22 protein-coding genes and 1 pseudogene are annotated in these 19,565 nt (G+C 71.0%); 13 read left to right on the forward strand and 10 right to left on the reverse strand.

The genetic code is table 11. The features are described from left to right. Positions 1-52: 52 nt before the first annotated feature. Complete coding sequence (locus MYF83_RS27570; RefSeq protein WP_248963631.1) at positions 53-1,117, forward strand: Dyp-type peroxidase; 1,065 nt, start codon at positions 53-55, stop codon at positions 1,115-1,117. Beyond that, the gene (locus tag MYF83_RS27575; protein ID WP_248963632.1) at positions 1,114-1,908 is read left to right on the forward strand and encodes a family 1 encapsulin nanocompartment shell protein; all 795 of its coding nucleotides are present in this window, start codon (positions 1,114-1,116) and stop codon (positions 1,906-1,908) included. The genes MYF83_RS27570 and MYF83_RS27575 overlap by 4 nt, the downstream gene beginning before the upstream one ends. A gap of 9 nt (positions 1,909-1,917) precedes the next feature. Here MYF83_RS27575 and MYF83_RS27580 read toward each other — a convergent pair whose 3' ends face one another. Beyond that, positions 1,918-2,751, reverse strand: coding sequence for a PaaX family transcriptional regulator (locus MYF83_RS27580; RefSeq protein WP_372500257.1), 834 nt, complete (start codon positions 2,749-2,751; stop codon positions 1,918-1,920). 160 nt (positions 2,752-2,911) lie between these two features. Here MYF83_RS27580 and MYF83_RS27585 point away from each other — a divergent pair, with 160 nt between their 5' ends. Further along, on the forward strand, positions 2,912-3,979 hold the full coding sequence (locus tag MYF83_RS27585) for a phosphotransferase (protein ID WP_248963634.1): 1,068 nt from the start codon (positions 2,912-2,914) through the stop codon (positions 3,977-3,979). Positions 3,980-4,153: 174 nt separating this feature from the next. On the opposite strand, the gene MYF83_RS27590 is transcribed toward MYF83_RS27585, so the two are convergent. After that, positions 4,154-4,363: a substrate-binding domain-containing protein gene (locus MYF83_RS27590; protein ID WP_248963635.1), complete on the reverse strand. Its 210-nt coding sequence runs from the start codon at positions 4,361-4,363 to the stop codon at positions 4,154-4,156. Between the two features lie 10 nt (positions 4,364-4,373). Here MYF83_RS27590 and MYF83_RS27595 point away from each other — a divergent pair, with 10 nt between their 5' ends. Beyond that, positions 4,374-4,574 (forward strand): hypothetical protein, encoded by a 201-nt coding sequence (locus MYF83_RS27595; RefSeq protein ID WP_248963636.1) that lies wholly within the window; start codon positions 4,374-4,376, stop codon positions 4,572-4,574. A gap of 107 nt (positions 4,575-4,681) precedes the next feature. Here MYF83_RS27595 and MYF83_RS27600 read toward each other — a convergent pair whose 3' ends face one another. Both MYF83_RS27600 and MYF83_RS27605 read right to left on the reverse strand, forming a co-directional pair. Further along, positions 4,682-5,374: a 3-oxoacid CoA-transferase subunit B gene (locus tag MYF83_RS27600; protein ID WP_248963637.1), complete on the reverse strand. Its 693-nt coding sequence runs from the start codon at positions 5,372-5,374 to the stop codon at positions 4,682-4,684. Continuing rightward, entirely contained in the window at positions 5,371-6,048 is a 678-nt protein-coding gene (locus tag MYF83_RS27605; protein ID WP_248963638.1) for a 3-oxoacid CoA-transferase subunit A, read from the reverse strand. Before MYF83_RS27605 ends, MYF83_RS27600 begins: the two co-directional genes overlap by 4 nt. A gap of 329 nt (positions 6,049-6,377) precedes the next feature. Between MYF83_RS27605 and MYF83_RS27610 the strand changes: the two are divergent. The 5 genes and pseudogenes from MYF83_RS27610 to MYF83_RS27630 all read left to right on the forward strand — a co-directional run. Then, a pseudogene (locus tag MYF83_RS27610) lies at positions 6,378-6,767 on the forward strand (FAD binding domain-containing protein); the annotation flags it as partial. Between the two features lie 181 nt (positions 6,768-6,948). Beyond that, positions 6,949-7,119 (forward strand): hypothetical protein, encoded by a 171-nt coding sequence (locus MYF83_RS27615; protein WP_248963672.1) that lies wholly within the window; start codon positions 6,949-6,951, stop codon positions 7,117-7,119. A 22-nt stretch (positions 7,120-7,141) separates the two neighbouring features. Further along, positions 7,142-7,735, forward strand: coding sequence for an SRPBCC family protein (locus tag MYF83_RS27620; protein WP_248963639.1), 594 nt, complete (start codon positions 7,142-7,144; stop codon positions 7,733-7,735). An 81-nt stretch (positions 7,736-7,816) separates the two neighbouring features. After that, positions 7,817-8,605 carry a VWA domain-containing protein gene (locus MYF83_RS27625; protein ID WP_248963640.1) on the forward strand — a complete coding sequence of 263 codons (789 nt, stop codon included), beginning with the start codon at positions 7,817-7,819 and terminating at the stop codon, positions 8,603-8,605. Next, positions 8,533-9,066, forward strand: coding sequence for a LysR substrate-binding domain-containing protein (locus tag MYF83_RS27630; protein WP_248963641.1), 534 nt, complete (start codon positions 8,533-8,535; stop codon positions 9,064-9,066). The genes MYF83_RS27625 and MYF83_RS27630 overlap by 73 nt, the downstream gene beginning before the upstream one ends. A gap of 54 nt (positions 9,067-9,120) precedes the next feature. Here the strand turns inward: MYF83_RS27630 and MYF83_RS27635 are convergent, their stop codons facing one another. The 4 genes from MYF83_RS27635 to MYF83_RS27650 form a co-directional block, all read right to left on the reverse strand. Next, positions 9,121-10,107, reverse strand: coding sequence for an aldo/keto reductase (locus MYF83_RS27635; RefSeq protein WP_248963642.1), 987 nt, complete (start codon positions 10,105-10,107; stop codon positions 9,121-9,123). Positions 10,108-10,222: 115 nt separating this feature from the next. Then, positions 10,223-10,978, reverse strand: coding sequence for a hypothetical protein (locus MYF83_RS27640; protein ID WP_248963643.1), 756 nt, complete (start codon positions 10,976-10,978; stop codon positions 10,223-10,225). A gap of 242 nt (positions 10,979-11,220) precedes the next feature. Next, on the reverse strand, positions 11,221-12,393 hold the full coding sequence (locus tag MYF83_RS27645) for a glutathione-independent formaldehyde dehydrogenase (protein ID WP_248963644.1): 1,173 nt from the start codon (positions 12,391-12,393) through the stop codon (positions 11,221-11,223). 200 nt (positions 12,394-12,593) lie between these two features. Beyond that, complete coding sequence (locus MYF83_RS27650) at positions 12,594-13,151, reverse strand: DUF6082 family protein (protein WP_248963645.1); 558 nt, start codon at positions 13,149-13,151, stop codon at positions 12,594-12,596. A gap of 496 nt (positions 13,152-13,647) precedes the next feature. On the opposite strand from MYF83_RS27650, the gene MYF83_RS27655 reads away from it, so the two are divergent. From MYF83_RS27655 to MYF83_RS27670, 4 genes are all read left to right on the forward strand, one after another. Further along, positions 13,648-14,175, forward strand: a complete 528-nt coding sequence (locus MYF83_RS27655; protein WP_248963646.1) for a hypothetical protein — start codon at positions 13,648-13,650, stop codon at positions 14,173-14,175. A gap of 7 nt (positions 14,176-14,182) precedes the next feature. Further along, positions 14,183-15,415, forward strand: coding sequence for an efflux RND transporter periplasmic adaptor subunit (locus MYF83_RS27660; RefSeq protein WP_248963647.1), 1,233 nt, complete (start codon positions 14,183-14,185; stop codon positions 15,413-15,415). Beyond that, entirely contained in the window at positions 15,402-16,067 is a 666-nt protein-coding gene (locus tag MYF83_RS27665) for an ABC transporter ATP-binding protein (protein ID WP_248963648.1), read from the forward strand. The genes MYF83_RS27660 and MYF83_RS27665 overlap by 14 nt, the downstream gene beginning before the upstream one ends. 106 nt (positions 16,068-16,173) lie before the next feature. Then, positions 16,174-17,415, forward strand: a complete 1,242-nt coding sequence (locus MYF83_RS27670) for an ABC transporter permease (RefSeq protein WP_248963649.1) — start codon at positions 16,174-16,176, stop codon at positions 17,413-17,415. Here the strand turns inward: MYF83_RS27670 and MYF83_RS27675 are convergent. Together MYF83_RS27675 and MYF83_RS27680 are read right to left on the reverse strand one after the other, a co-directional pair. Further along, entirely contained in the window at positions 17,412-18,095 is a 684-nt protein-coding gene (locus tag MYF83_RS27675) for a response regulator (RefSeq protein WP_248963650.1), read from the reverse strand. The genes MYF83_RS27670 and MYF83_RS27675 overlap by 4 nt on opposite strands. Next, positions 18,092-19,516 carry a HAMP domain-containing sensor histidine kinase gene (locus tag MYF83_RS27680; RefSeq protein WP_248963651.1) on the reverse strand — a complete coding sequence of 475 codons (1,425 nt, stop codon included), beginning with the start codon at positions 19,514-19,516 and terminating at the stop codon, positions 18,092-18,094. The genes MYF83_RS27675 and MYF83_RS27680 overlap by 4 nt, the downstream gene beginning before the upstream one ends. Between the last annotated feature and the right edge of the window lie 49 nt (positions 19,517-19,565).

The following is a 19,565-nucleotide window of genomic DNA, read 5'->3' on the forward strand; positions in this document are numbered from 1 at the left end:
GCGGACTGACAGTCTTGTTATCTCAAGGCGAGACGGTCGGGAGGGCGTGGAGATGACGCAGCAGGTGCCCGATGGGGGGCCAGGGCGGCAGGCGGTGCCGCAGCCGGTGCTGAGCCCGCTGACGACGGCGGCGATCTTCCTGGTGGTGACGGTCGACCCGGGCGGCGAGCCCGTCGTGCGGGAGCTGCTGACCGATCTCCCGGCGCTCCAGCGGTCCGTCGGCTTCCGGGTGCCCGAGGGCAGGCTGAGCTGCGTCGCGGGCATCGGGTCGCGGGCGTGGGACCGCCTGTTCGCCGGGCCGCGCCCGGCCGAGCTGCACGAGTTCCGGGAGCTGGCCGGAGCCGTGCACCGGGCGGTCTCCACCCCTGGAGACCTGCTCTTCCATGTCCGGGCGATGCGGCTCGACCTGTGCTTCGAGCTCGCCTCCCAGATCATGGACCGCCTGCGCGGGGTCGTCACGGTCCAGGACGAGGTCCAGGGCTTCAAGTACTTCGACGTACGCGACCTGCTCGGCTTCGTCGACGGGACGGAGAACCCGGTGGGGCCGGTGGCGAGCGAGGCCGTCCTGATCGGGGAGGAGGACCGGGAGTTCGCCGGCGGGAGCTACGTGATCGTGCAGAAGTACCTCCACGATCTGACGGCGTGGAACGCCCTGCCGGTCGACGAGCAGGAGAGGGTGATCGGACGGACGAAGTTGTCCAACATCGAGCTGGACGACGCGGCCAAGCCGGCCGACTCCCACGTCGCCCTCACCACGATCACCGACCCGGACGGGACCGAGCGGCGCATCCTGCGCGACAACATGCCGTTCGGCAACGTGGGGAGGGGCGAGTTCGGCACCTACTTCATCGGCTACGCCCGCACCCCCGCCGTCACCGAGAGGATGCTGGAGAACATGTTCCTGGGGGACCCGCGGGGCAACCACGACAGGATCCTGGGCTTCTCCACGGCGGTGACCGGCACGCTGTTCTTCGTGCCCACCGTCGACTTCCTCGACGACCTTCCCGAGCCCCCCGGCGCCGGCGTCATGGCCGAGGCCGGTACGACTCCCGATGCCCGGGCCGCGCACGACGGGTCCCTGCGGATCGGCGATCTCAAGAGGAGCACGACCCGATGAACAACCTGCACCGCGAGCTGGCCCCTATCTCGGATGCGGCGTGGGCCGACCTGGAGGAGGAGGCGCGGCGCACGTTCAAGCGCCACGTGGCCGGCCGCCGGGTCGTCGACGTCCCCGAGCCGGCCGGCCTGGAGTTGTCGGCGGTGTCCACCGGACACCTGGACTCCGTCGAGCCGCCCGCCCCGGGGGTCGTCGCCCGCACGCGCCGGTCCCAGCCCCTCCTGGAGCTGCGGGTGCCCTTCACCGTCGACCGGCGGCAGGTCGACGACGTCGAGCGGGGGGCCAAGGACGCCGACTGGCAGCCAGTGAAGGACGCCGCCAAACGCATCGCGTTCGCCGAGGACCGCGCGGTGTTCCAGGGGTACGCCGCGGCGGGCATCGCCGGCATCCGCGACAGCTCGTCGAACCCGGCGCTGACGCTCCCGTCCGAGGTGGGCGACTACCCCGACGCCGTCAGCCAGGCCATCTCCGCGCTGCGCCTGGCAGGCGTGGGGGGCCCGTACGACCTGGCCCTCAGCGCCGACGCCTACACCGCCGTGAGCGAGACCGCAGTGCACGGTTATCCGGTCATCGAGCACATCGCGCGCCTGCTGGACGGGCAGATCATCTGGGCGCCCGCCATCGACGGGGCGTTCCTGCTGTCCAGCCGGGGCGGCGACTTCGAGCTGTGCATCGGCCAGGACCTGTCCATCGGCTACCTGTCCCACGACGCCACCAGCATCGAGCTCTACTTCCAGGAGACGCTGACCTTCCTGGTCCACACCGCAGAGGCCGCGGTGACGCTCCACTAGCGACCGCGGTCAGAGGGGGAGCTCGTCCAGGACGGTGGTCGCCAGGGTGTTCGCGCGTGGCTCGTACTCGCGGGCGAGTGTGTGGAACACCAGCTCGGCCCGGATGGCCGGCCAGTCCTCGGGCAGGTGTTCGGCCGGCAGGTGCGGGTCCCGGCGGACGAGCTGGAGCCAGTCGGTGTGCAGGAGCAGTTGCCGTGCGAGGTCGTCGGGCGCCGAGGGGGGCGAGCCGGGGGTGGCCCAGCGGCCGAGGAAGGCGCGGTACCTTTGCGCGATCTCCTCGGTGTCGAAGGCCTTGCGGACGAGGTCGGCGGACTCGGTGGGCTTGGCCGACCGCGCCGTCAGCACGGTGACGTGGTCGCCGAGGTCGAGCGGGGCGAGGATGGCCGCGACGTCCATCGTGCCGGGCGCGATCCACAGCCCGCTCTGCAGCAGGCCGAATCCGGCCCAGATGAGCCGGGAGCGCAGGTCGTGCCGGGTGCTCCGGCGGCTGTCGGGGAGCGAGAATCCCACCAGTGTCCAGGTGCCGTCCCAGTCGCGGTTCACCGCGCCGGTCTCCCAGACCCGCCTGCGCCCGTCCTCGAGCACCTCCGCGGCGTGTCCGGTGAGCCCGAAGTACATCTTCCGCCCGTGGCGGTGCCGCGCCAGGAGGTTCCGCTTGACCATGCGGGCGAGCGTCGAGCGCACGGCCTCCTCGGAGACGCCGAGGCGGGCGAACACGTCGATGATGCTCCCGGAGTAGACGGCGACGTCCCGCCCGAGCACGTAGATGCCGAGAAAGCTGAACATCAGGGACTGCGGGCGCGCAGCGGGCGCCGCTTGGTCGTCTTCGTCGCTGAGCCTCACAACACGAGGGTAGGCGAGCCCGATACATCCGGCAAAAATTTGACGTGCGTTACCGAACCGCCTTGGCTTGCCGGGTTCGCGGCGTGAGGGAGACGCAGTCGCCTTCAGCGGCTCGCACCTCACCCTCGAACTCTGACCGGGTCCGGGATAATCGCGGCTCATGAGGGACTGGCCCGAGGGTGTGGAGGAGACCGATCTGGTCTCGGCGCTGGGTGGCGGGTGGGCGGTCGAGGTCCGGTCGGCGCGCTACCTTCCGGTGGGCGCCGGGGGCTACCACTGGTCCGTGGCCGATGACGGCGGCCGGGCGTGGTTCGTGACGGTCGACGACCTCGGTGCCGAGGAGGTTTCGGGGGAGGCCGCCTTCGGCCGGCTCGGCAGGGCTTACGCCACCGCGCTGGCCCTTCGGCGGGACGCAGGGCTGGAGTTCGTGGTCGCGCCGATCCCCGCCCGCACCGGGGCGACGGTGTGGCGGCTCGGTCCGCGGTACGCCGTCTCGGTGTTCCCGATGGTGGAGGGCGAGGCCGGGGACTTCGGCGCGCACCGGCCGCAGGACCGGGACGAGGTGGCCCGGCTGCTCGTCCGGCTGCACGCGGCCACGCCGGTCGTCGCGGCCGGCGCTCCGCGCGCCGACCTGGCCCTGCCCGGCAGGGACCGGCTCCAGGACGCGCTGGACGCCCTCGGCCGGGAGTGGGCGGGCGGGCCGTTCTCCGAGCCGGCGCGGCGATTGCTGGCCTCCCGCGCTGGTCATGTCGAGCGGTTGCTCGGCGACTTCGACCGGCTCGTCGAGCGGGTGCGGGGCACGGACGCCGGCTGGGTCGTCACCCACGGCGAACCGCACCCCGGCAACCTGATCCGGTCCGCGGCCGGTCCGCGGCTCGTCGACTGGGACACCGTCCAGATCGCCCCGCCCGAACGGGACCTGTGGATGCTCACCGGCGACTCCGGCGACTCCGGCGACTCCGGCGACTCCGGCGACTCCGGCGACTCCGGCGGCTCGGGCGGCTCGGGCGGTTCAGGTGACTCCGGCGGCGTGCTGAGCGGGTACGGACGCGCCACCGGCCGGCCCGTCGACCCGGCCGGCCTCGCCCTCTATCGGGTGTGGTGGGAGCTGGCCGACATCACCATCTTCGTCGACGAGCTCCGCCGCCCGCACGGCACCGGCGAGGACATCACCGCGTCGTGGACCTACCTCAACGGCTACCTCGACGGCGGGAACCTCAGTCCTTGACCGCGCCCGCCGTGACGCCCGCGGCGACGTAGCGCTGGGCGCCGCGAGTCCACCTCGGTGCCGTACCCCGCCCCGTCTCCGGGTGAGCGCCCCGGCGGCCGGGGCGCGTCCGCCGAGATGGCGTACGGGTTCACCCTGGGCCGCGGGCGGACGAGATCGTCGCATCGTGTCAGGTCAAAGCGTGGACTCGCGGATCGTCAGGCGGCAGGGCATCCGGTGGACGCCCGGGGTCGCCCGGCCGTCCATCGCCGCGAACAGGTGCTGGGCCGCGGTGCGGCCCAGCACCTCCAGGTTCATGTCCACCGTGGTCAGCGGGGGCCTGGTCTCGGTGGACAGGACCTCCCAGTTGTCGTAGCCGCCCCCAGCGCTGCGACCACCGCTCACGGCCATCACGATGGCGATCGCCCTGGTGCTGGGCATGGCAGGCGCGGCGTTCGCCGCCAACCCGATCATCACCTCCATCTACACCGCCGACCCCTCCGCCCTGGTGGTCGGCGACACCATGTACATCTACGCCAGGCACGACGAGGCCGCGCCCGGCGCCACCAACTTCTACATGCGCGCGGCGTCGCCGCCGGCACCTTCAACGACGTGACCTTCACCGCGGTGAGCACCACCAGGATCAGGCTGAACATCACCTCCCGCAGCGGCTACTCGACCGGGCTGCTGGAGGTGAAGCCACTTGCTCCCTGACGACGGGGCTTAGCCGTCGCCGAGGCGGTGCACGGTGACGTCCAGCCGGGACGCGAGCTCCGCCACGGTCGCGCCGTACGTCTCGAGCACCGTCACACCGCCGGAGTCGATGTGGAAGAGCGCCTGGTCTGTGTAGATCCGGCTCACACAGGCCAGGCCCGTGAGCGGGTAGGTGCATTCGGGGACGACCTTTGGGGTGCCGTCCTTGGCGAACAGCGTCATCATGACGAACACCTCCTTGGCCCCGATCGCCAGGTCCATGGCGCCGCCGACGGCGGGGATCGCGTCGGCGGCGCCGGTGTGCCAGTTCGCGAGGTCGCCGCGTTCGGAGACCTGGTAGGCGCCGAGCACGCACACGTCGAGATGGCCGCCTCGGATCATCCCGAAGGAGTCGGCGTGGTGGAAGTAAGAGGCGCCCGGCAGCTCGGTGACCGGGATCTTGCCCGCGTTGGTCAGGTCGGGGTCCACCTCGTCGCCGTGCGCGGCAGGGCCCATGCCGAGCATGCCGTTCTCGGTGTGCAGGACGACCCCCGAGTCGGCCGCGAGATGGTCGGCGACCATCGTCGGCTGGCCGATGCCGAGGTTCACGAACGAGCCGCGCGGGATGTCGCGGGCGACCACGGCGGCGAGCTCGTCACGGTCGAGCGGGCCACGGCCGAGGTGCTCGACGGTACGGCCGGCGGGGTGGGTGGCGACGGTCATGCGGCGGCCTCCGCTGTGCTCAGGTCGAGGACCCGGTCGACGTAGATGCAGGGGGTGACGACGGCCTCAGGGTCGAGCTCGCCGACCTCGACGACCCGGCGCACCTCGGCGATCGTCACTCTCGCCGCGGTCGCCATGACGGGCCCGAAGTTGCGGGCGGTCTTGCGGTAGACGAGGTTGCCCATCGTGTCGCTGACATGGGCGCCGATGAGCGCGACGTCACCCTTGATCGGGTACTCCAGCACGTGGTCGCGGCCGTCGATGGTGCGCGTCTCCTTGCCCTCGGCCAGCAGCGTGCCGGCCCCGGTGGGGCAGTAGAAGGCGCCGATGCCGGCGCCGGCGGCGCGCATGCGCTCCGCCAGGGTGCCCTGCGGGACGACCTCCAGCTCGATCTTTCCCGCCCGGTAGAGGTCGTCGAAGACCCAGGAGTCGCTCTGACGCGGGAACGAGCAGATCATCTTGCGCACCCGGCCGGCGGCGAGCAGCGCGGCCAGGCCGGTGTCGCCGTTGCCCGCGTTGTTGCTGACCACGATCAGGTCCTTGGCGCCCTGCCGGATCAGCGCGTCGATGAGCGTGACGGGCATGCCCGCCATTCCGAAACCCCCGACCAGGACGGTGGAGCCGTCCGCGATCCCCGCGACCGCTCCGTCGGGTTCGGTGGTGACAACGGTCATGACGTGCTCATGGTCTCACGAACGACGGCCGGTCCCTGGCCCGCGCCGACGCGGATGCCGGCGACGCCCGAGGACGACCGCCGAGGCGCCGTCGTTGAACCCATGACGTCCCCCTTTTTGTGTGTTCGCTATGCGAACGCTCGTTCTTGTTGCGAACGCCAGTAGTCTAACCGATTCCTTCCCGGACAGAACCTGTGTGATCCCGGCGGCGGGCATCGCGTGGCGGCGCACCGTCACGAGGCTGATTAAGTGATTCCTTGGTTCGCTGTTGACACCTGATCCGCGTGGGAGTCCACTCAGGTGCCGACCACGAGACTGAGGAGCCTTCGATGCAGGTTCCGGCACCGTTTGACTATGAGCGCGCCACCAGTGTCGATCACGCGATCGGGCTGCTGGAGCGGCTGGGGAGTTCGGCGCGGCTCCTCGCGGGCGGGCACAGCCTGCTCCCGATGATGAAGCTCCGGCTGGCCGGCCCGGAGTACCTCATCGACATCTACGATCTGCACCACGAACTCGGGTACATCCGGGCCAGGCCGGGGGAGATCCGCATCGGCGCGCTCACCCGGCACCGCGAGCTGCTGGAGTCCGATGAGCTCGCCGAGGCGTTCCCGATCTTCCGCGACGCCGAACGGGTGATCGCCGACCCGGTCGTCCGCAACCGCGGCACGCTGGGCGGCTCGCTGTGCCAGGCCGACCCCTCGGAGGACCTGTCGGCCGTGTGCGCCACCCTCGGGGCCCGCTGCGTGATCCGAAGCCTCGCCGGCGAGCGCGTCGTGACTCGCGGAGCGGGCCGCGGACATCCTGCGCCGTTCGGTGCCCACCGCCGGCGAGACCCTGATCCGGTCGGCCACCGACTTCATCGGCCGCGTCCGCGGCCTCGCGCTGGACAAGGCGCCCGGCATGGCCGAGACGATCGACTGGGTCTCGGCGCTGTCGGCGCTGGGCGCCACCGACCTGGTCCGGCAGGACGTCGTCCGGACGCTCGGCACGATCGCGAAGACGCCGGACGATCGCGACACGATCGCCGGCGCCCTCCACGGCCAGGGCCACGCCCGCAGCGCGACCGCCTAGCCTGCGAGACAGGGAGAAACCCGTGAGAATCGACAACGAGTTCACCGTCGGCGTTCCGATCGATCAGGCGTGGGCGGTGCTCACCGACATCGAGGGCATCGCCCCCTGCATGCCCGGAGCCCAGCTGACCGGCGTGGACGGCGACGTCTACTCCGGCAAGGTGAAGGTCAAGGTCGGCCCCGTCACCGCCGAGTACGCCGGCACGGTGCGGTTCGTGGAGAAGGACGACGCCGCCCATCGGGCCGTCCTGGACGCCAAGGGCCGCGACTCGCGAGGCGCCGGCACCGCCGCCGCGGTCATCTCCGCCCAGCTGCGGGCCGACGGCGGGCGCACCGTCGTCACCGTCGGCACCGACCTGAAGATCTCCGGGAAGATCGCCCAGTTCGGCAGCGGAATGATCAAGGAGATCTCCGGGAAGCTGCTCGGCCAGTTCGTGGACTGCCTCGAGGGCAAGCTCGCGGCCACCACCCCCGCCGGCACGCGGTCGCGCCCCCCGTGGAGATCCCGGCACCCGCTGTCGCCGACGACGCGACGGCACCCCCGGCCCCGGCGTCCCAGGGCGCGACCGGCGGGCGGGTCATCACACCGGAGGCCGAGGCCGAGCCGCTGGACGTGATGAGCATCGCCGGCGGGTCGATCTACAAGCGGCTGGTGCCGGTCGTCGTGGTGCTCGTCGTCATCGCCGCCGTCGTCATCTATGTCCTCGTCTCATAGCCGGACTCCCGCGCCACTCCTCCGGAGCGTCGACCGCGCGGCGTTCGCCGTCCGGCTGCGCCGGCGTGGCGTGCCCGTCGGCTTCACCGGCATCGAGGATCTCGTCCGCGCGCTCGCGGTGTGCCCGCCGGACTCGTTGCCGCGCCTGTACTGGACCGCCCGGATCAGCCTGGTACGGCAGCGCTCCGACATCGGCGTCTTCGACGCGGTGTTCGCGGCGGTGTTCGGCGCCGTGCCACCCGAGCTCGGACCGCACGCCCGCCGCGGGCCCCGGCGCACCGCCGCGGGCGGTGACGACGACGCCTTCGCCTCCATGCCGGCGCCCTCCGCCGCTGAACAGCACGGCGGCGGGCTGCCCTGGATGACGCTACCCCCGGCGGTCGCCGGCGCCGAGGACGCAGGCGACGCGCTCACCGTTCCCGAGCGCCTGCCCAGCGACCTCGCCGGGTCGGCCGACGTGCCGTTCGAGCAGCTGGACGCCCGAGAGATGGCGATGCTCGGCAAGTGGCTGGAGGCGGCCGTGGCCGGCTGGCCCACCAGGCGCAGCCGCCGGCACAGAGTGGACCCCCAGGGCCGCCGGATCACCCTGCGGGCGACCCTGGAGCGATCCCGCCGTACCGGCTGGGAGCCCATCGACCTGATCCGGGTACGGGCGGTCGACCGGCCGCGGCCGGTCGTCATGCTCTGCGGGCCGTCGACGTGGCCATCGGGCCGCAACCGGGAAACCTGGACGAGTCGCTGGTCTGCCGCCCGTTCCTCAACTACCAGGTGATCATCGTGTCCGGCCCGGAACACCCGCTCGCCGGAGGGCACGCGAGCGCCCAGCAGTTGCGCGACCAGACCTGGCTGCTCGGCCCGTCCGCCGCGGCCAAGCACGGGGTGATCCCCGCGATCCTGCGCCGGATGAACGTCTCCGAGGAGCGCCAGCGCATCTTCCAGAGCCACGCCGCGGCGCTGGAGGAGGTCAAGCGCAACCACGGCCTGGCGCCGACGGTCTCCTTCGCCGTGACGCAGGACCTCGCCAGCGGACGCCTCGTCCGCGTCGGCGGCCAGTCGCTGCAGTTCGGTGGCGCGTGGAACACGGTGACCCTCGTCGAGCGCGGCGCGCCCTCGGCGGCGGCCGAACTCGTCCGCTTCGTCGCCACTCCGCGCGCGACGCAGGCCATGCTGCGCGGCCCGGGCGTCCGCGTCGGCCGCTTCCGCCCCGCCATCCACGTCACCCTCTGGAGCTGACGCCGCCACCGCCGCCGCGCCGCCGGGCCGGCGCGCACCTCAGCGTGAGGACGGTCATTCCCCGGCCGCGCCGGTGGCCGTCCTCGTGATCGCCGCGCGGTCCTCCGGCGGCAGGGGCAGGTCCACGGCGGCGCACATGGCGGCGAGCTGTTCCGGTGTCCGAGGGGCCATGATCGCGGAGGTGACGGACGGGTCGGTCACCACCCACGCCAGGGCGAGGGTCGCCGGTGCCACGTCCCGTTCCGCCGCGGCGCTCAAGAACCGGCCGAGGATCCGGAAGACGGCGTCCTTGGGCAGGTGCCCGTACCAGTCCGGCAGCAACGCCAGCCGCGAGCCGGCGGGGACCTCCTGACCCGGACGGTACTTGCCGGTCAGCCAGCCACCGGCCAGAGGGCTGAAGGCCGTGAACCCGACGCCGTGGGCGTCACAGACGCCGAACGCGTCCGGCTCCGCCGTGCGGTCCAGCAGGTTGTAGCCCCCTTGCAGGTTGACCGGCCCGGCGGTGCCGAGCCGGTCGGCGGCGGCCACGGCCTGTTCGAGCTGCGCGCCGCTGAAGTTGCTCATCCCGTAATGGCGGATCTTCCCGGCGCGTACGAGATCGTCGAACGCGCCGATCGTCTCCTCGATCGGCGTGGCGGGATCGTGGACGTGGGTCAGGTACAGATCGACGCGGTCCGTCCGCAGGCGCCGCAGGCTCTCGTCGACCTGCCCGCGGATGTGGCCGGCCGACAGACCCGCATCGTGCGGGCCCGGCCCCACGCGGTTGCCGACCTTCGTCGTCACCATGACCTCGTCGCGGACACCTCTGCCGGCCAGCCACCGGCCGAGCCATTCCTCCGAGCGGCCACCGCCGTAGGAGTCGGCCGTGTCGAACATCGTGATGCCGGCGGCCAGCGCGGCGTCGAGCATCGCGTAGGCCGTCTCCTCGTCGTCACCCCTGCCGAACAGATGCCCCGCCGAGCCCACCCCGCCGAAGTTGCCGCATCCGAACGACAGGACCGGTATCCGCAGATCGCTGTGCCCGAGCCGTCTGTAGCGCATGCGGAAACCTACCACCGGTGCTCCGCCGTGACTCGACCCGCAATGCCCGCGATCGAGGCCGTCAGCCAGCCGAACGGACGTCATGACGCCGGGGGTGTGACGCCCGCCGCCGGCGTCAGGAGAAGCGTTCGACGGTCACGGGGATCAGCCCTTCGAAGCGCATCACCGTGGTCAGCTCCCGCAGCAGCGGCCCGATGGCCTTGCCGGACGGGCCGCCCAGGCAGGCGGTCAGGTCGAGGCACCAGGCGACGCCGGGGCCGATCCGGCGGAGATCCCAGCTGAACAGGTCGCCGCCCACGCGCAGGTGGGCCGTCCCGGCGACGCGAGCCCGCGGATCGGCGAAGTCATCGGCGGGCGCCATCTTCCACACCGCCAGAAGGCGCGCCAGGCGGTCCTCGCCCAGTTCGTTCGCGAACAGGATGCGGTAGACCCGCATGTCGTGGAACCCTTCGGGGACCTGCGGAGGGCCGAACAGCAGGGGAGCCGAGCCGGTCAGCGGCTGGCGGTCGCGGAAGTGGATCCGCAACGCCGGCTCGCCGGGCAGCTCGCCCCCGCCGAGCCGGCGGTAGACGATCTCGGCATCGTGACGGCGGACCGGAACGACCCGCCCGCGCAGTCGCGGGTCCGCGCGCATCGCGCGGCTGAAGGCCGCCGAACTCCACCAGCCACCGTCCGCCGCGGTCCACCCGGCGCCGTTCAGGCCGGTCGCCGTGCAGTCGTCCGCGAACACGAACTCCTCGACGACGATTCCGTCCGCCGGTGCGGACGGCTCACGGACACCGGTCTCGGACAGGACCACGTAGTAGTCCAGCAGTGGCCGCGGCGCGCCGGTGGCCGGCGTCTCACCGGACCCGCTCATGTCGATGCTCATACATCGCACATCCTCGCAGTACCTGACCGTCTTCTCAGCCGGCCGCACGCGGACTCGCCCGGACGCCTGCCGGCGGGACTCTGCGTGAACGGCTCTCGCTGCCCGGGCCGGCTCATCTCCTCGCCGGAGCCCGACCGGCCTTCCCGGCCCCGGAGCCCCAGCCCGCGCTTTGAGCACGCAGCGGCATCCCCGTCAGCAGCGCGTAGCCTTCGCTTTGCCGCTGTCCAGGGGACGCTCGTTCTTCATGGTCGCAGGACGGCCTTGATGACTCCGCCGGCACGCTGGTCGAACGCCCGGTACAGCTCCGGGGCGTCCTCGAGCCGCCCGTGATGAGTGACGACGGCGCTGGGACGCGCCCGGCCGGCGAGGACCAGGTCGCGCAGCAGCACGGTGTACCGGCGGTCGTGCGTACGGCCGAACCCGATCGACACCCCCTTGGCGAAGAGAGTGGCCCACGGAACGGTAAGGCGGCCGTTGGCATGTCCCTCGAGGGCGGGATGCAGGTCCTTCTCGGTGTAGACACCGGCGATGCCGATATGCCCGGTGGGGTCGACCAGTCGGGCGAGGTCACTGACGATCTGCGCCGGGTTCTCCTGGCCGGGCGTGGATCGGTCGCACGCCTGGAATCCCACCGCGTCGATGCCGATCTTCACCCCGCCCATGGCCTCCTCGCCGATCGGCAGCCCGCGGACTCGGCGCAGGTCGCGGATCTGCTGGACCGGATCTCCTCGCCGGTAGTCGATGGGGGTGGCGCCGAGCTCGGCCGCCTTGTCGAGCCGCTCGGGTACCTGATCGACGACGTAGATCTCGGCGGCGCCCTTGAGCAGGGAGCTGTAGGCCGAGAGCAGGCCGATGGCTCCCGCGCCGAACACCGCGACGGTGGAGCCGGGGAAGACCTGCGCCAGCTCGGTCGCGTGCCAACCGGTCACGAAGGCGTCGGCCAGCATCACGAAGTCGTCTTCGAGGTCATCCCCTGGCTCCCCGGGCACCGGGACGCAGTTGGCGTCGGCGTAGGGCACCCGCAGTAGCTCGGCCTGCGCGCCGCGGTAGGCACCCATCCCGGCGTAGCCGTAGGCCGCGCCGAACCCGCCCGGGCGCACCCGCAGGCAGGCGGCCGAGAGCCCGCGCGCGCAGTTGACGCACACTCCGCAGTACAGGTGCGTCGGCATGACGACCCGGTCCCCGCGCTTGACCATCTCCACCGCGGAGCCGACCTGCTCGATCACACCGAGGGGTTCGTGACCGAGGACCAGCCCGGGTTCGGCCCCGGTCCGGCCGTCGTACATGTGCAGGTCGGTGCCGCAGATCGCGCTCGAAGTGATCCGGACCACGACATCGGCCGGCTGTTCCAGCTCCGCGTCCGGCACGTCCACGACCTTGACCGTACGGACGCCGGCGTAAACGACGGCCTTCATGCCGCCCGCCCACGGTGTTCGGCTGAGATCTCGCTCATTTCCCGTCCCCCAGGTGACCTGTACCCGCCGGACCGGCCTCTGCCACCTGCGGCGCTGACCCGGAGCGATCGGCTGGGACCGGTCCCGGCGTATGACACCAGAAAACCCCTACCAGCACGTGAGAGGGAACCTAGCGGTATGAAAGGGGGCGGATCGGTTTACTATTTACGATTTTCTCTGTTTTGCCCTATCAGTCTTCGCCTCTGGCTCAGGAGAAGTCGGCGAAGGATCTCGGTCGTCACGAGTGCCGTCACAAGTGCGACGGCGGGCCAGGCATGAGGCAATCTGATCGTCAGTTGAGGGCGCTGCGACTGCGCGGGAATATGTGCGGGTGATGCTCCGGCCCTTCGGTACTCCTCGTCGAGGATCTCCTGGAAGCGCCGCTCACCGCGGGTGGTCGTGCCGGTGGTTCGCAGCTCCCGAACGTCGTGCCAGTAGCGGCGGCCCGTGGGTCCCGAGAACAGCTTGTGGGCGAGGGAGCGCAGCTGTTCCTCGGTGATGGTGCGCAGTTCGTGCTCCATGGCCCATTGGGAGACAAGGAGGTTGACGTACGTCTGCTCCCGTGGCCCGCCGGGGTCTTCGGACTCGAAGAACGGGCCCCAGGCGCGCCGATAGAGCGGGTCTTCCATCCTGCTGGTGGAATGTCCCAGTTCGAGAGCCAACTTGCCGAGGCGGCGTTTGAACTCCGCCGAGGGGTTCGTTTCCCATGGCCGGACCATCGAGTCCTCCCACTGTTACGGCGATGTCCGCAGCCTGTCATAAAGATTGATCAGGAACAACGATTCACGGAGCAACTCCAGCTGTTTCGGCCAGGTTTTCGGTAGTCCTTATGGGATATCCTCCCATTCACCTTAATAGCGAAAATCTACTTAGATCACCCATTGATGGCATCCAGCCGGCCGGCCTGGGCGCGGTACGACGGTGAAGGACGTGAGTGTCCGTGGGGATCTCAAGCGGCCGAGAAGGCCGCCAGGTTCGTGCGTACCTGTGACGCCTTCGGCGTGCCGCTGATCAAGCCGCAGCCGCCCCCGGCCGCGGCGCGCTCGCGCCCGCGTGCTGCCCGACGCCGACGCAGGCCCTCAAGGCCGCCGCATCGTCTTCGCCGAAACCTGACACGCACACCTTGATCCGGCGGGCCTACCCCCCAAAGTGAGGGGGTGGGTTGGCAACGTTTGGCGGAGGCCGGGAGGGGTGGCCAGAGAGGAAGGTAAAGACATGATCCCTTCCAAGAACGTACTCAGAAGAACGGTCGTGCTGGCGGCGACAGGCGCGCTGGCATTCGGACTGGCGGCGTGCAGCAAGGAAGCGCCGGCGTCTTCCGGTAGCTCAGATAACGTCGCGGCGCAGTACCGCCGGCTGGCGGAGTGCATCCGCAAGAACGGCGAGCCGAACTTCCCCGACCCGGTGCAGGACAGCAACGGGCAGTGGCGGCTGGCGCCCGGCACGATGGCTCCGCCGGCCGCGGCCCAGTCCGCGTGCAAGTCGATCCTCGACAAGATCCCGGCCTACCAGGGGCCGGAGGGCAAGCCGGTGACAGCGGCCGATATGGCGAAATGGCGGGCATGGGCCCAGTGCATGCGTCAGAAGGGCATCTCGGACTGGCCCGACCCGAACACCGACGGCAGCTTCACCCTGCCTTCCCGGCTGGGCGGCCCGTCGGGCAAGGATCTGTACCAGACGCAGTTCGACGCCTGCCGGCCGCAGCTGCCCCCCGGCGGCCTCACGGTCACGAGCAAGGGGTGAGGATCGCGTGCACGGGCGCATCGACCAGGAGCCGCAGAACTCCGGGAAGCACCCGGAAGAGCGACGGCAGGAGCGGCAGGTGGACGAGATGCCTGCGCGGGTGAGCGCGACGGCGCCCGCGGTGGCAGAGTGCCGGACGGGCGGCAGGCGCGGCCGTACCGTGCTCGTGACAGTGCTGGCCCTGGCCGTGACAGGCACCGCTGGATGGGCCGTACTACAGGTCACCACGGGCGGCAACGCCCAGCCGACGCCCCCGGCCATGGCTGGGCCGGCGCTGGCCACCGCCAAGGTCGAGCAGGCCGACGTGGCCGAGCGGCGGCTGGTGAACGGCACCCTGGGATACGCCGGTGCGTACAACGTCATCATCAGCCGCTCGGGCGTGGTCACCCGGCTGCCGGCGATCGGCAGCACCGTCAAACAGGGCAAGGCCGCCTATGAGATCGACGGCGTACGCGTCCCGCTGCTGTACGGCGACCGCCCCGCCTGGCGCGACCTGCGGGTGGGCGTCTCGAACGGGCTGGACGTCCTCCAGCTGGAAAGCAATCTTCGCGCGCTCGGCTTCGGCAAGAACCTGACGGTCGACCAGCACTTCTCCTACTCGACCTACTACGCGGTCCGCCGCTGGCAGAAGGCCGCCGACCTCAAGGTCACCGGCCAGGTGCCGCTGGGCCAGGTCGTCTTCGCCCCGGCCGCGATCAGGATCGGCGGCTGGGACACGAAGGTCGGCAGCGTCGTGGCGCCCGGCCAGCTCATCTTCCACGGCACCAGCCAGGCGCCCGCGGTGCTGGTCCAGCTGTCCCCGGCCGAACTGCCGCAGATCCGCGTCGGCGACCAGGTCGTGGTCACGCTGCCGGACGGCAAGACCCGCAAGGGCCGCATCAGGATCATCGGCGCGGTGGCCGTCGACGGCGGCACCGCCGATGCGACCGGCAGCGGAGCCGCGGCGAAATCGGTGGCGCCGGTGACGATCGAGCTGACCGGCAAGGTTCGCGGGTTCCTGGACCAGGCGCAGGTCCAGGTCTCGATCGTCACCCAGCAGCACAAGAACGTGATCGCGGTGCCGATGACGGCGCTGCTCGCCCGTCCGCTCGGCACCTACGAGGTGGTCGTGGTGGAGGGTGGCAGCCGGCGACGGGTGCCGGTGGAGACCGGGTTGTTCGACGAGAGCACCGGCATGGCCGAAGTGACCGGGGACCTCAAGCCCGGCATGCTGGTGGAGGTGCCCGGTGACGGTTCTTGAGCTGCGTGACGTACGCAAGATCTACCCGGGCGAGCCGCCGGTGGAGTCGGTGCGCGGGGTGAGCCTCGCCGTCGAGGCGGGCGAGATGATCGCGATCCGCGGCGCCTCGGGATCCGGCAAGTCGACCCTGCTGCACCTGATGGCCGGGCTGGACCGGCCCACCAGCGGGTCCGTACGCCTCGACGGCCAGCACGTCGAGCTGCTGACCGACCTGCAGCTCGCCGGGCTGCGCGCCTGGCGGGTCGGCGTGGTGTTCCAGCAGTTCTTCCTGCTCGAAGCGCTGACGGCGGTCGAGAACGTGGCCTCCGGCCTGCTGTATCGGGGTATCCCGGCCAGGCAGCGCCGCGCGGCGGCCGTCGAGGCGCTGGAAAGGGTCGGCCTGGCCCACCGGATGCACCACAGGGCGACCAAGCTGTCGGGCGGCGAACGGCAGCGGGTGGCGATCGCGCGGGCGGTGGTGGGCCGCCCCGCCATCGTGTTCGCCGACGAGCCGACCGGCAACCTCGACTCGGCCAAAGGCGGCGAGATCCTCTCCATCATGCGCGAGCTGAACGAGGAGGGGACGACCCTGGTGGTGGTCACCCACGAGGAACGCGTCGCCGCCGCCTGCCAACGCTGCATCGAACTACGTGACGGAGTGGTGGTGTCATGAGCAGCCCTGTGTCGAACCGTTGTCCCTTGACCGTTCCGGCGGTAACCCGGCGGCACCTCGCTTGCATCAGCAGTCTCTCAACTGCCGGCAAGAGGATGGTGCACCAGTGAGCGGCGTCCTGCAGGACGAGAAGGACGCGGTCGGGACACGGCCGCAGATCAAGCGCAGCAGCCTCCGGCTGTACGACCTGATTCCCACCGGCACGCTGGGCCTGCGCACCCGCCGGACCCGGGCGGTGCTGTCGGCGCTGGGCATCGCGATCGGCATCGCCTCGATGGTCGCGGTGCTCGGCGTTACCCGCTCCAGCGAGTCCCACCTGCTGGGGCAGCTCGACCGGCTCGGCACCAACCTCCTGACCGTGGTGAACGGCGACGACCTGGGCGGCACCGAGGTCGAGCTGCCCGCCACGGCCGCGCCGATGCTCCGGAGGATCTCCGGGGTCCTCGCGGTCGCCCCCACCGCACAGATCAGCACCGCTCGCGTCTACCGCAACGACCAGATTCCCACCGGACAGACCGGCGGCCTGGCCGTACGCACCACGGACGCCTCACTCCTCGCCACCCTGCAGGGATCGCTGAAGCTCGGGCGGTTCCTCACCGCGGCGGACGCGCCGGTGACCGTGCTCGGCCACGATGTGGCCAAGCAACTGGGCATCGTACGACTGGACGCCGGCACCCGGGTTTGGCTGGGCGGGCACTGGTTCACGGTCGCAGGCGTCCTCGATCCGTTCACACTGGCGCCAGAGATCGACCGGTCCGCACTCATCTCCTTCGCCGCGGCCAAGGAACTGCTCGACTACGACGGCGCGCCCAGCCGCATCTACGTACGGACCGACCCGGACCAGGTGACGCAGGTCGCCGATCTGCTGGCTGGCACGGCCAACCCGGCCAACTCCTTCCAGGTCAAGGCGAGCCGGCCCTCCGACGCTCTGACCGCGCAGATCGCGGTCAAGCAGTCGGCCGGCGCGCTGTTCCTCGGGCTGGGCGCGATCGCACTGCTGGTCGGCGCCATCGGCATCGCCAACGTCATGGTGATCTCAGTGCTGGAACGCCGGGCGGAGATCGGGCTGCGCCGCACCTTGGGCGCCACCCGCATGCACATCGCCGCCCAGTTCCTCACCGAGTCGCTGGTGCTGTCCGCGCTGGGCGGGCTCGGCGGGGTGCTGATCGGCTCGGGGGTCACCGTGGTTCTGGCCATGGCGCAGGACTGGGGAATCGCGATCCCGCCCGCCGCGATAGGTGGCGGCTTCGGCGTGGCGATCGTGTCCGGAGTCTTCGCGGGGCTCTACCCCGCGATGCGGGCCGCGGCGCTGTCACCGACCGACGCTCTGCGTACCACCGGCGGCTAATCCTCGACGGAGAGCTGGTCGGCGGATAGCGCCTCACCAAGCGGGACAAGACCGCACTGCAAGCCGAAGATGGCCGCTTGCGTGCGGTCTTGGAGTCTCAGTTTGGTGAGGATGCTGGAGACGTAGGACTTGACCGTGGTCTCGCTCAGCGACAGCGTCCGGGCGATCTCCCTGTTCGACTGCCCGCGCGCCAGCACCGCCAGCACGTCCCGCTCACGCGGCGCCAGCATCCGCAACGGATCCTCCTTCACCGGGCTGTCGTCGTCGCGAACCCGCTGGACCAGCATCGCCGCGACCGGCGGGTCCAGCACGCTCCCACCCGCCGTGGCCATGCGCACCGCCTCCACCACCCGGTCCACCGCGCTGGTCTTCGACAGGTACGACAACGCGCCTCCGCGCATCGCCTGCAACGCCACCTCGTTCTCCACGAACGAGGTCAGCACGATCACGGCGGGCGGCGCCGGCCGCTCCCTGAGCCGTTCCAGCACCTCCAGCCCGCCCATGCCGGGCATCACCATGTCCAGCAGAACGACGTCGGGCCGCAAGCTCTCGATCGCCTCCACTGCGGCGTGCCCGTCAGCGCACTCCCCGGCCACCTCGATGTCCGCCTCGTCCTCCAGGACGTAACGCAATCCCTGGCGAACCACCTGATGATCGTCCACGATCAGTACCCGGATCATGCTTCCTCCGCCGGAATCCGTACCCGCACCGTCGTACCGCTGGCCGGCGCGCTCACCACCTCGATCACCCCGCCGACCTCGATGACCCGCTCACGCATCATCTCCAGCCCCATCCCATGCCTGTCCTGATTCCGCTCCATGTCGAAGCCGCGGCCGTAGTCGCGGACCACGATCTCGACGTCCTCGCCCTCCTGGCTCAGGCGCAACTCGATCCGCTGGGCACCCCCGTGACGCGTCGCGTTGCTCAGCGCCTCCTGCACGATCCGGAGCACGGCGTGCTCCGCGCCGGGTCCCAGCCGCACCTCCTGCAGCTCGGTGTCGACCGTGACGCCGAGCCGCACCTGGAAGGCCTCGCACAGGTCGCGCAGCGTCGCCACCAGGCCCGCCTCCTCCAGCGCGATCGGACGTAACTGCAGGAGCATCGCCCGCATTTCCCGCATCGTGTGCTCGACGGTCTTCACCATGGACTCGGCCTGTTCCTGGAAACGCGAGCTCTCCGGCAGCGTACGCCGCAGGCTGCGGGCCACCAGGCTCAGCGAGAACAGATCCTGCGAGACCGAGTCGTGCAACTCCCTGGCGATCCTGGTGCGCTCGAGCCGCCGCGCCTGCGCCCCGGCCAATTCCCGTTCCACTCGGCCGGCCGCCACCAGCCGCTCGGCCATCACGTTGAAGCCCTCCTCCAGGCGGCCGATCTCGTCACCGGCCGAAACGGGCACCCGAGACGTCAAGTCGCCGTCGGCCATGGTGGCCGCGCCGGCTGCCAGCCGCTGGATCCGCTTGATCAGCTTGCGGGTGCTCAGCAGCCCGAACACCAAGCACACCGGGACGAGCACCACCAGCGCGAGCCCGGCCGAGACCGGTCCCGCCCGGTTGTCGCCGTTGGAGGCGACGTCGACGACCGGCCCGCAGTCGGTGGCGCTGCGGTCCTCCAGGTAGACGACCCCGATCACCTTCCCGCCGGCCACCACCGGGTTGATCGCCCAGCCGACCTCTTTTCCCGACAACGTGATCGCGCCGGTGCGCGCCTGCGTGCCGGGCGACAGCCCGGGCGGCGTCGACCCCGCGCCGTAGACGAACGGCTCCGACGCCTGCACCAGCCGCCCGTCCAGGCCGGCCACCGCGCGCACCACTTTGCTCTCGGCCGACGGGCCCGCAGCCGACGGGCTCGCGGCCAGCCAGCGCCGGGCCACCGCCGCCAGTATCTCCGGGCGGGACCGGCCGTCTTGCTGCCGCGTCAGGTCGTCCGCGAGCAGGCTCAGCCCCGCGGCTTGTCCCGCCCCGAGGAGCCCCGCGCGATCCTGACGCGTGCAGCCATTGCTGGTCTGCACGGTTACTTTCGTGTTCATCACGCTGGGGACGATGAAACCGGCGATTCCCCCCGCTACCAGCGCCGACATGGCAGAAATGACCACATATGACATGGCTATCCTGGAGCGAAGCCCATAGCGGGAGGACATCCACCATCTCCAA

The organism is Sphaerisporangium perillae, assembly GCF_023276435.1.
Taxonomy (GTDB): Bacteria; Actinomycetota; Actinomycetes; order Streptosporangiales; family Streptosporangiaceae; genus Sphaerisporangium; species Sphaerisporangium perillae.

Coding starts and splice junctions, on each gene's coding strand:
- MYF83_RS27570 (WP_248963631.1), top strand. CDS start 53: ATGACGCAGCAGGTGCCCGATGGGGGGCCAGGGCGGCAGGCGGTGCCG.
- MYF83_RS27575 (WP_248963632.1), top strand. CDS start 1,114: ATGAACAACCTGCACCGCGAGCTGGCCCCTATCTCGGATGCGGCGTGG.
- MYF83_RS27585 (WP_248963634.1), top strand. CDS start 2,912: ATGAGGGACTGGCCCGAGGGTGTGGAGGAGACCGATCTGGTCTCGGCG.
- MYF83_RS27595 (WP_248963636.1), top strand. CDS start 4,374: ATGGCGATCGCCCTGGTGCTGGGCATGGCAGGCGCGGCGTTCGCCGCC.
- MYF83_RS27600 (WP_248963637.1), bottom strand. CDS start 5,374: ATGACCGTCGCCACCCACCCCGCCGGCCGTACCGTCGAGCACCTCGGC.
- MYF83_RS27605 (WP_248963638.1), bottom strand. CDS start 6,048: ATGACCGTTGTCACCACCGAACCCGACGGAGCGGTCGCGGGGATCGCG.
- MYF83_RS27615 (WP_248963672.1), top strand. CDS start 6,949: ATGGCCGAGACGATCGACTGGGTCTCGGCGCTGTCGGCGCTGGGCGCC.
- MYF83_RS27625 (WP_248963640.1), top strand. CDS start 7,817: ATGTCCTCGTCTCATAGCCGGACTCCCGCGCCACTCCTCCGGAGCGTC.
- MYF83_RS27635 (WP_248963642.1), bottom strand. CDS start 10,107: ATGCGCTACAGACGGCTCGGGCACAGCGATCTGCGGATACCGGTCCTG.
- MYF83_RS27640 (WP_248963643.1), bottom strand. CDS start 10,978: ATGAGCATCGACATGAGCGGGTCCGGTGAGACGCCGGCCACCGGCGCG.
- MYF83_RS27645 (WP_248963644.1), bottom strand. CDS start 12,393: ATGAAGGCCGTCGTTTACGCCGGCGTCCGTACGGTCAAGGTCGTGGAC.
- MYF83_RS27650 (WP_248963645.1), bottom strand. CDS start 13,151: ATGGTCCGGCCATGGGAAACGAACCCCTCGGCGGAGTTCAAACGCCGC.
- MYF83_RS27655 (WP_248963646.1), top strand. CDS start 13,648: ATGATCCCTTCCAAGAACGTACTCAGAAGAACGGTCGTGCTGGCGGCG.
- MYF83_RS27675 (WP_248963650.1), bottom strand. CDS start 18,095: ATGATCCGGGTACTGATCGTGGACGATCATCAGGTGGTTCGCCAGGGA.
- MYF83_RS27680 (WP_248963651.1), bottom strand. CDS start 19,516: ATGTCATATGTGGTCATTTCTGCCATGTCGGCGCTGGTAGCGGGGGGA.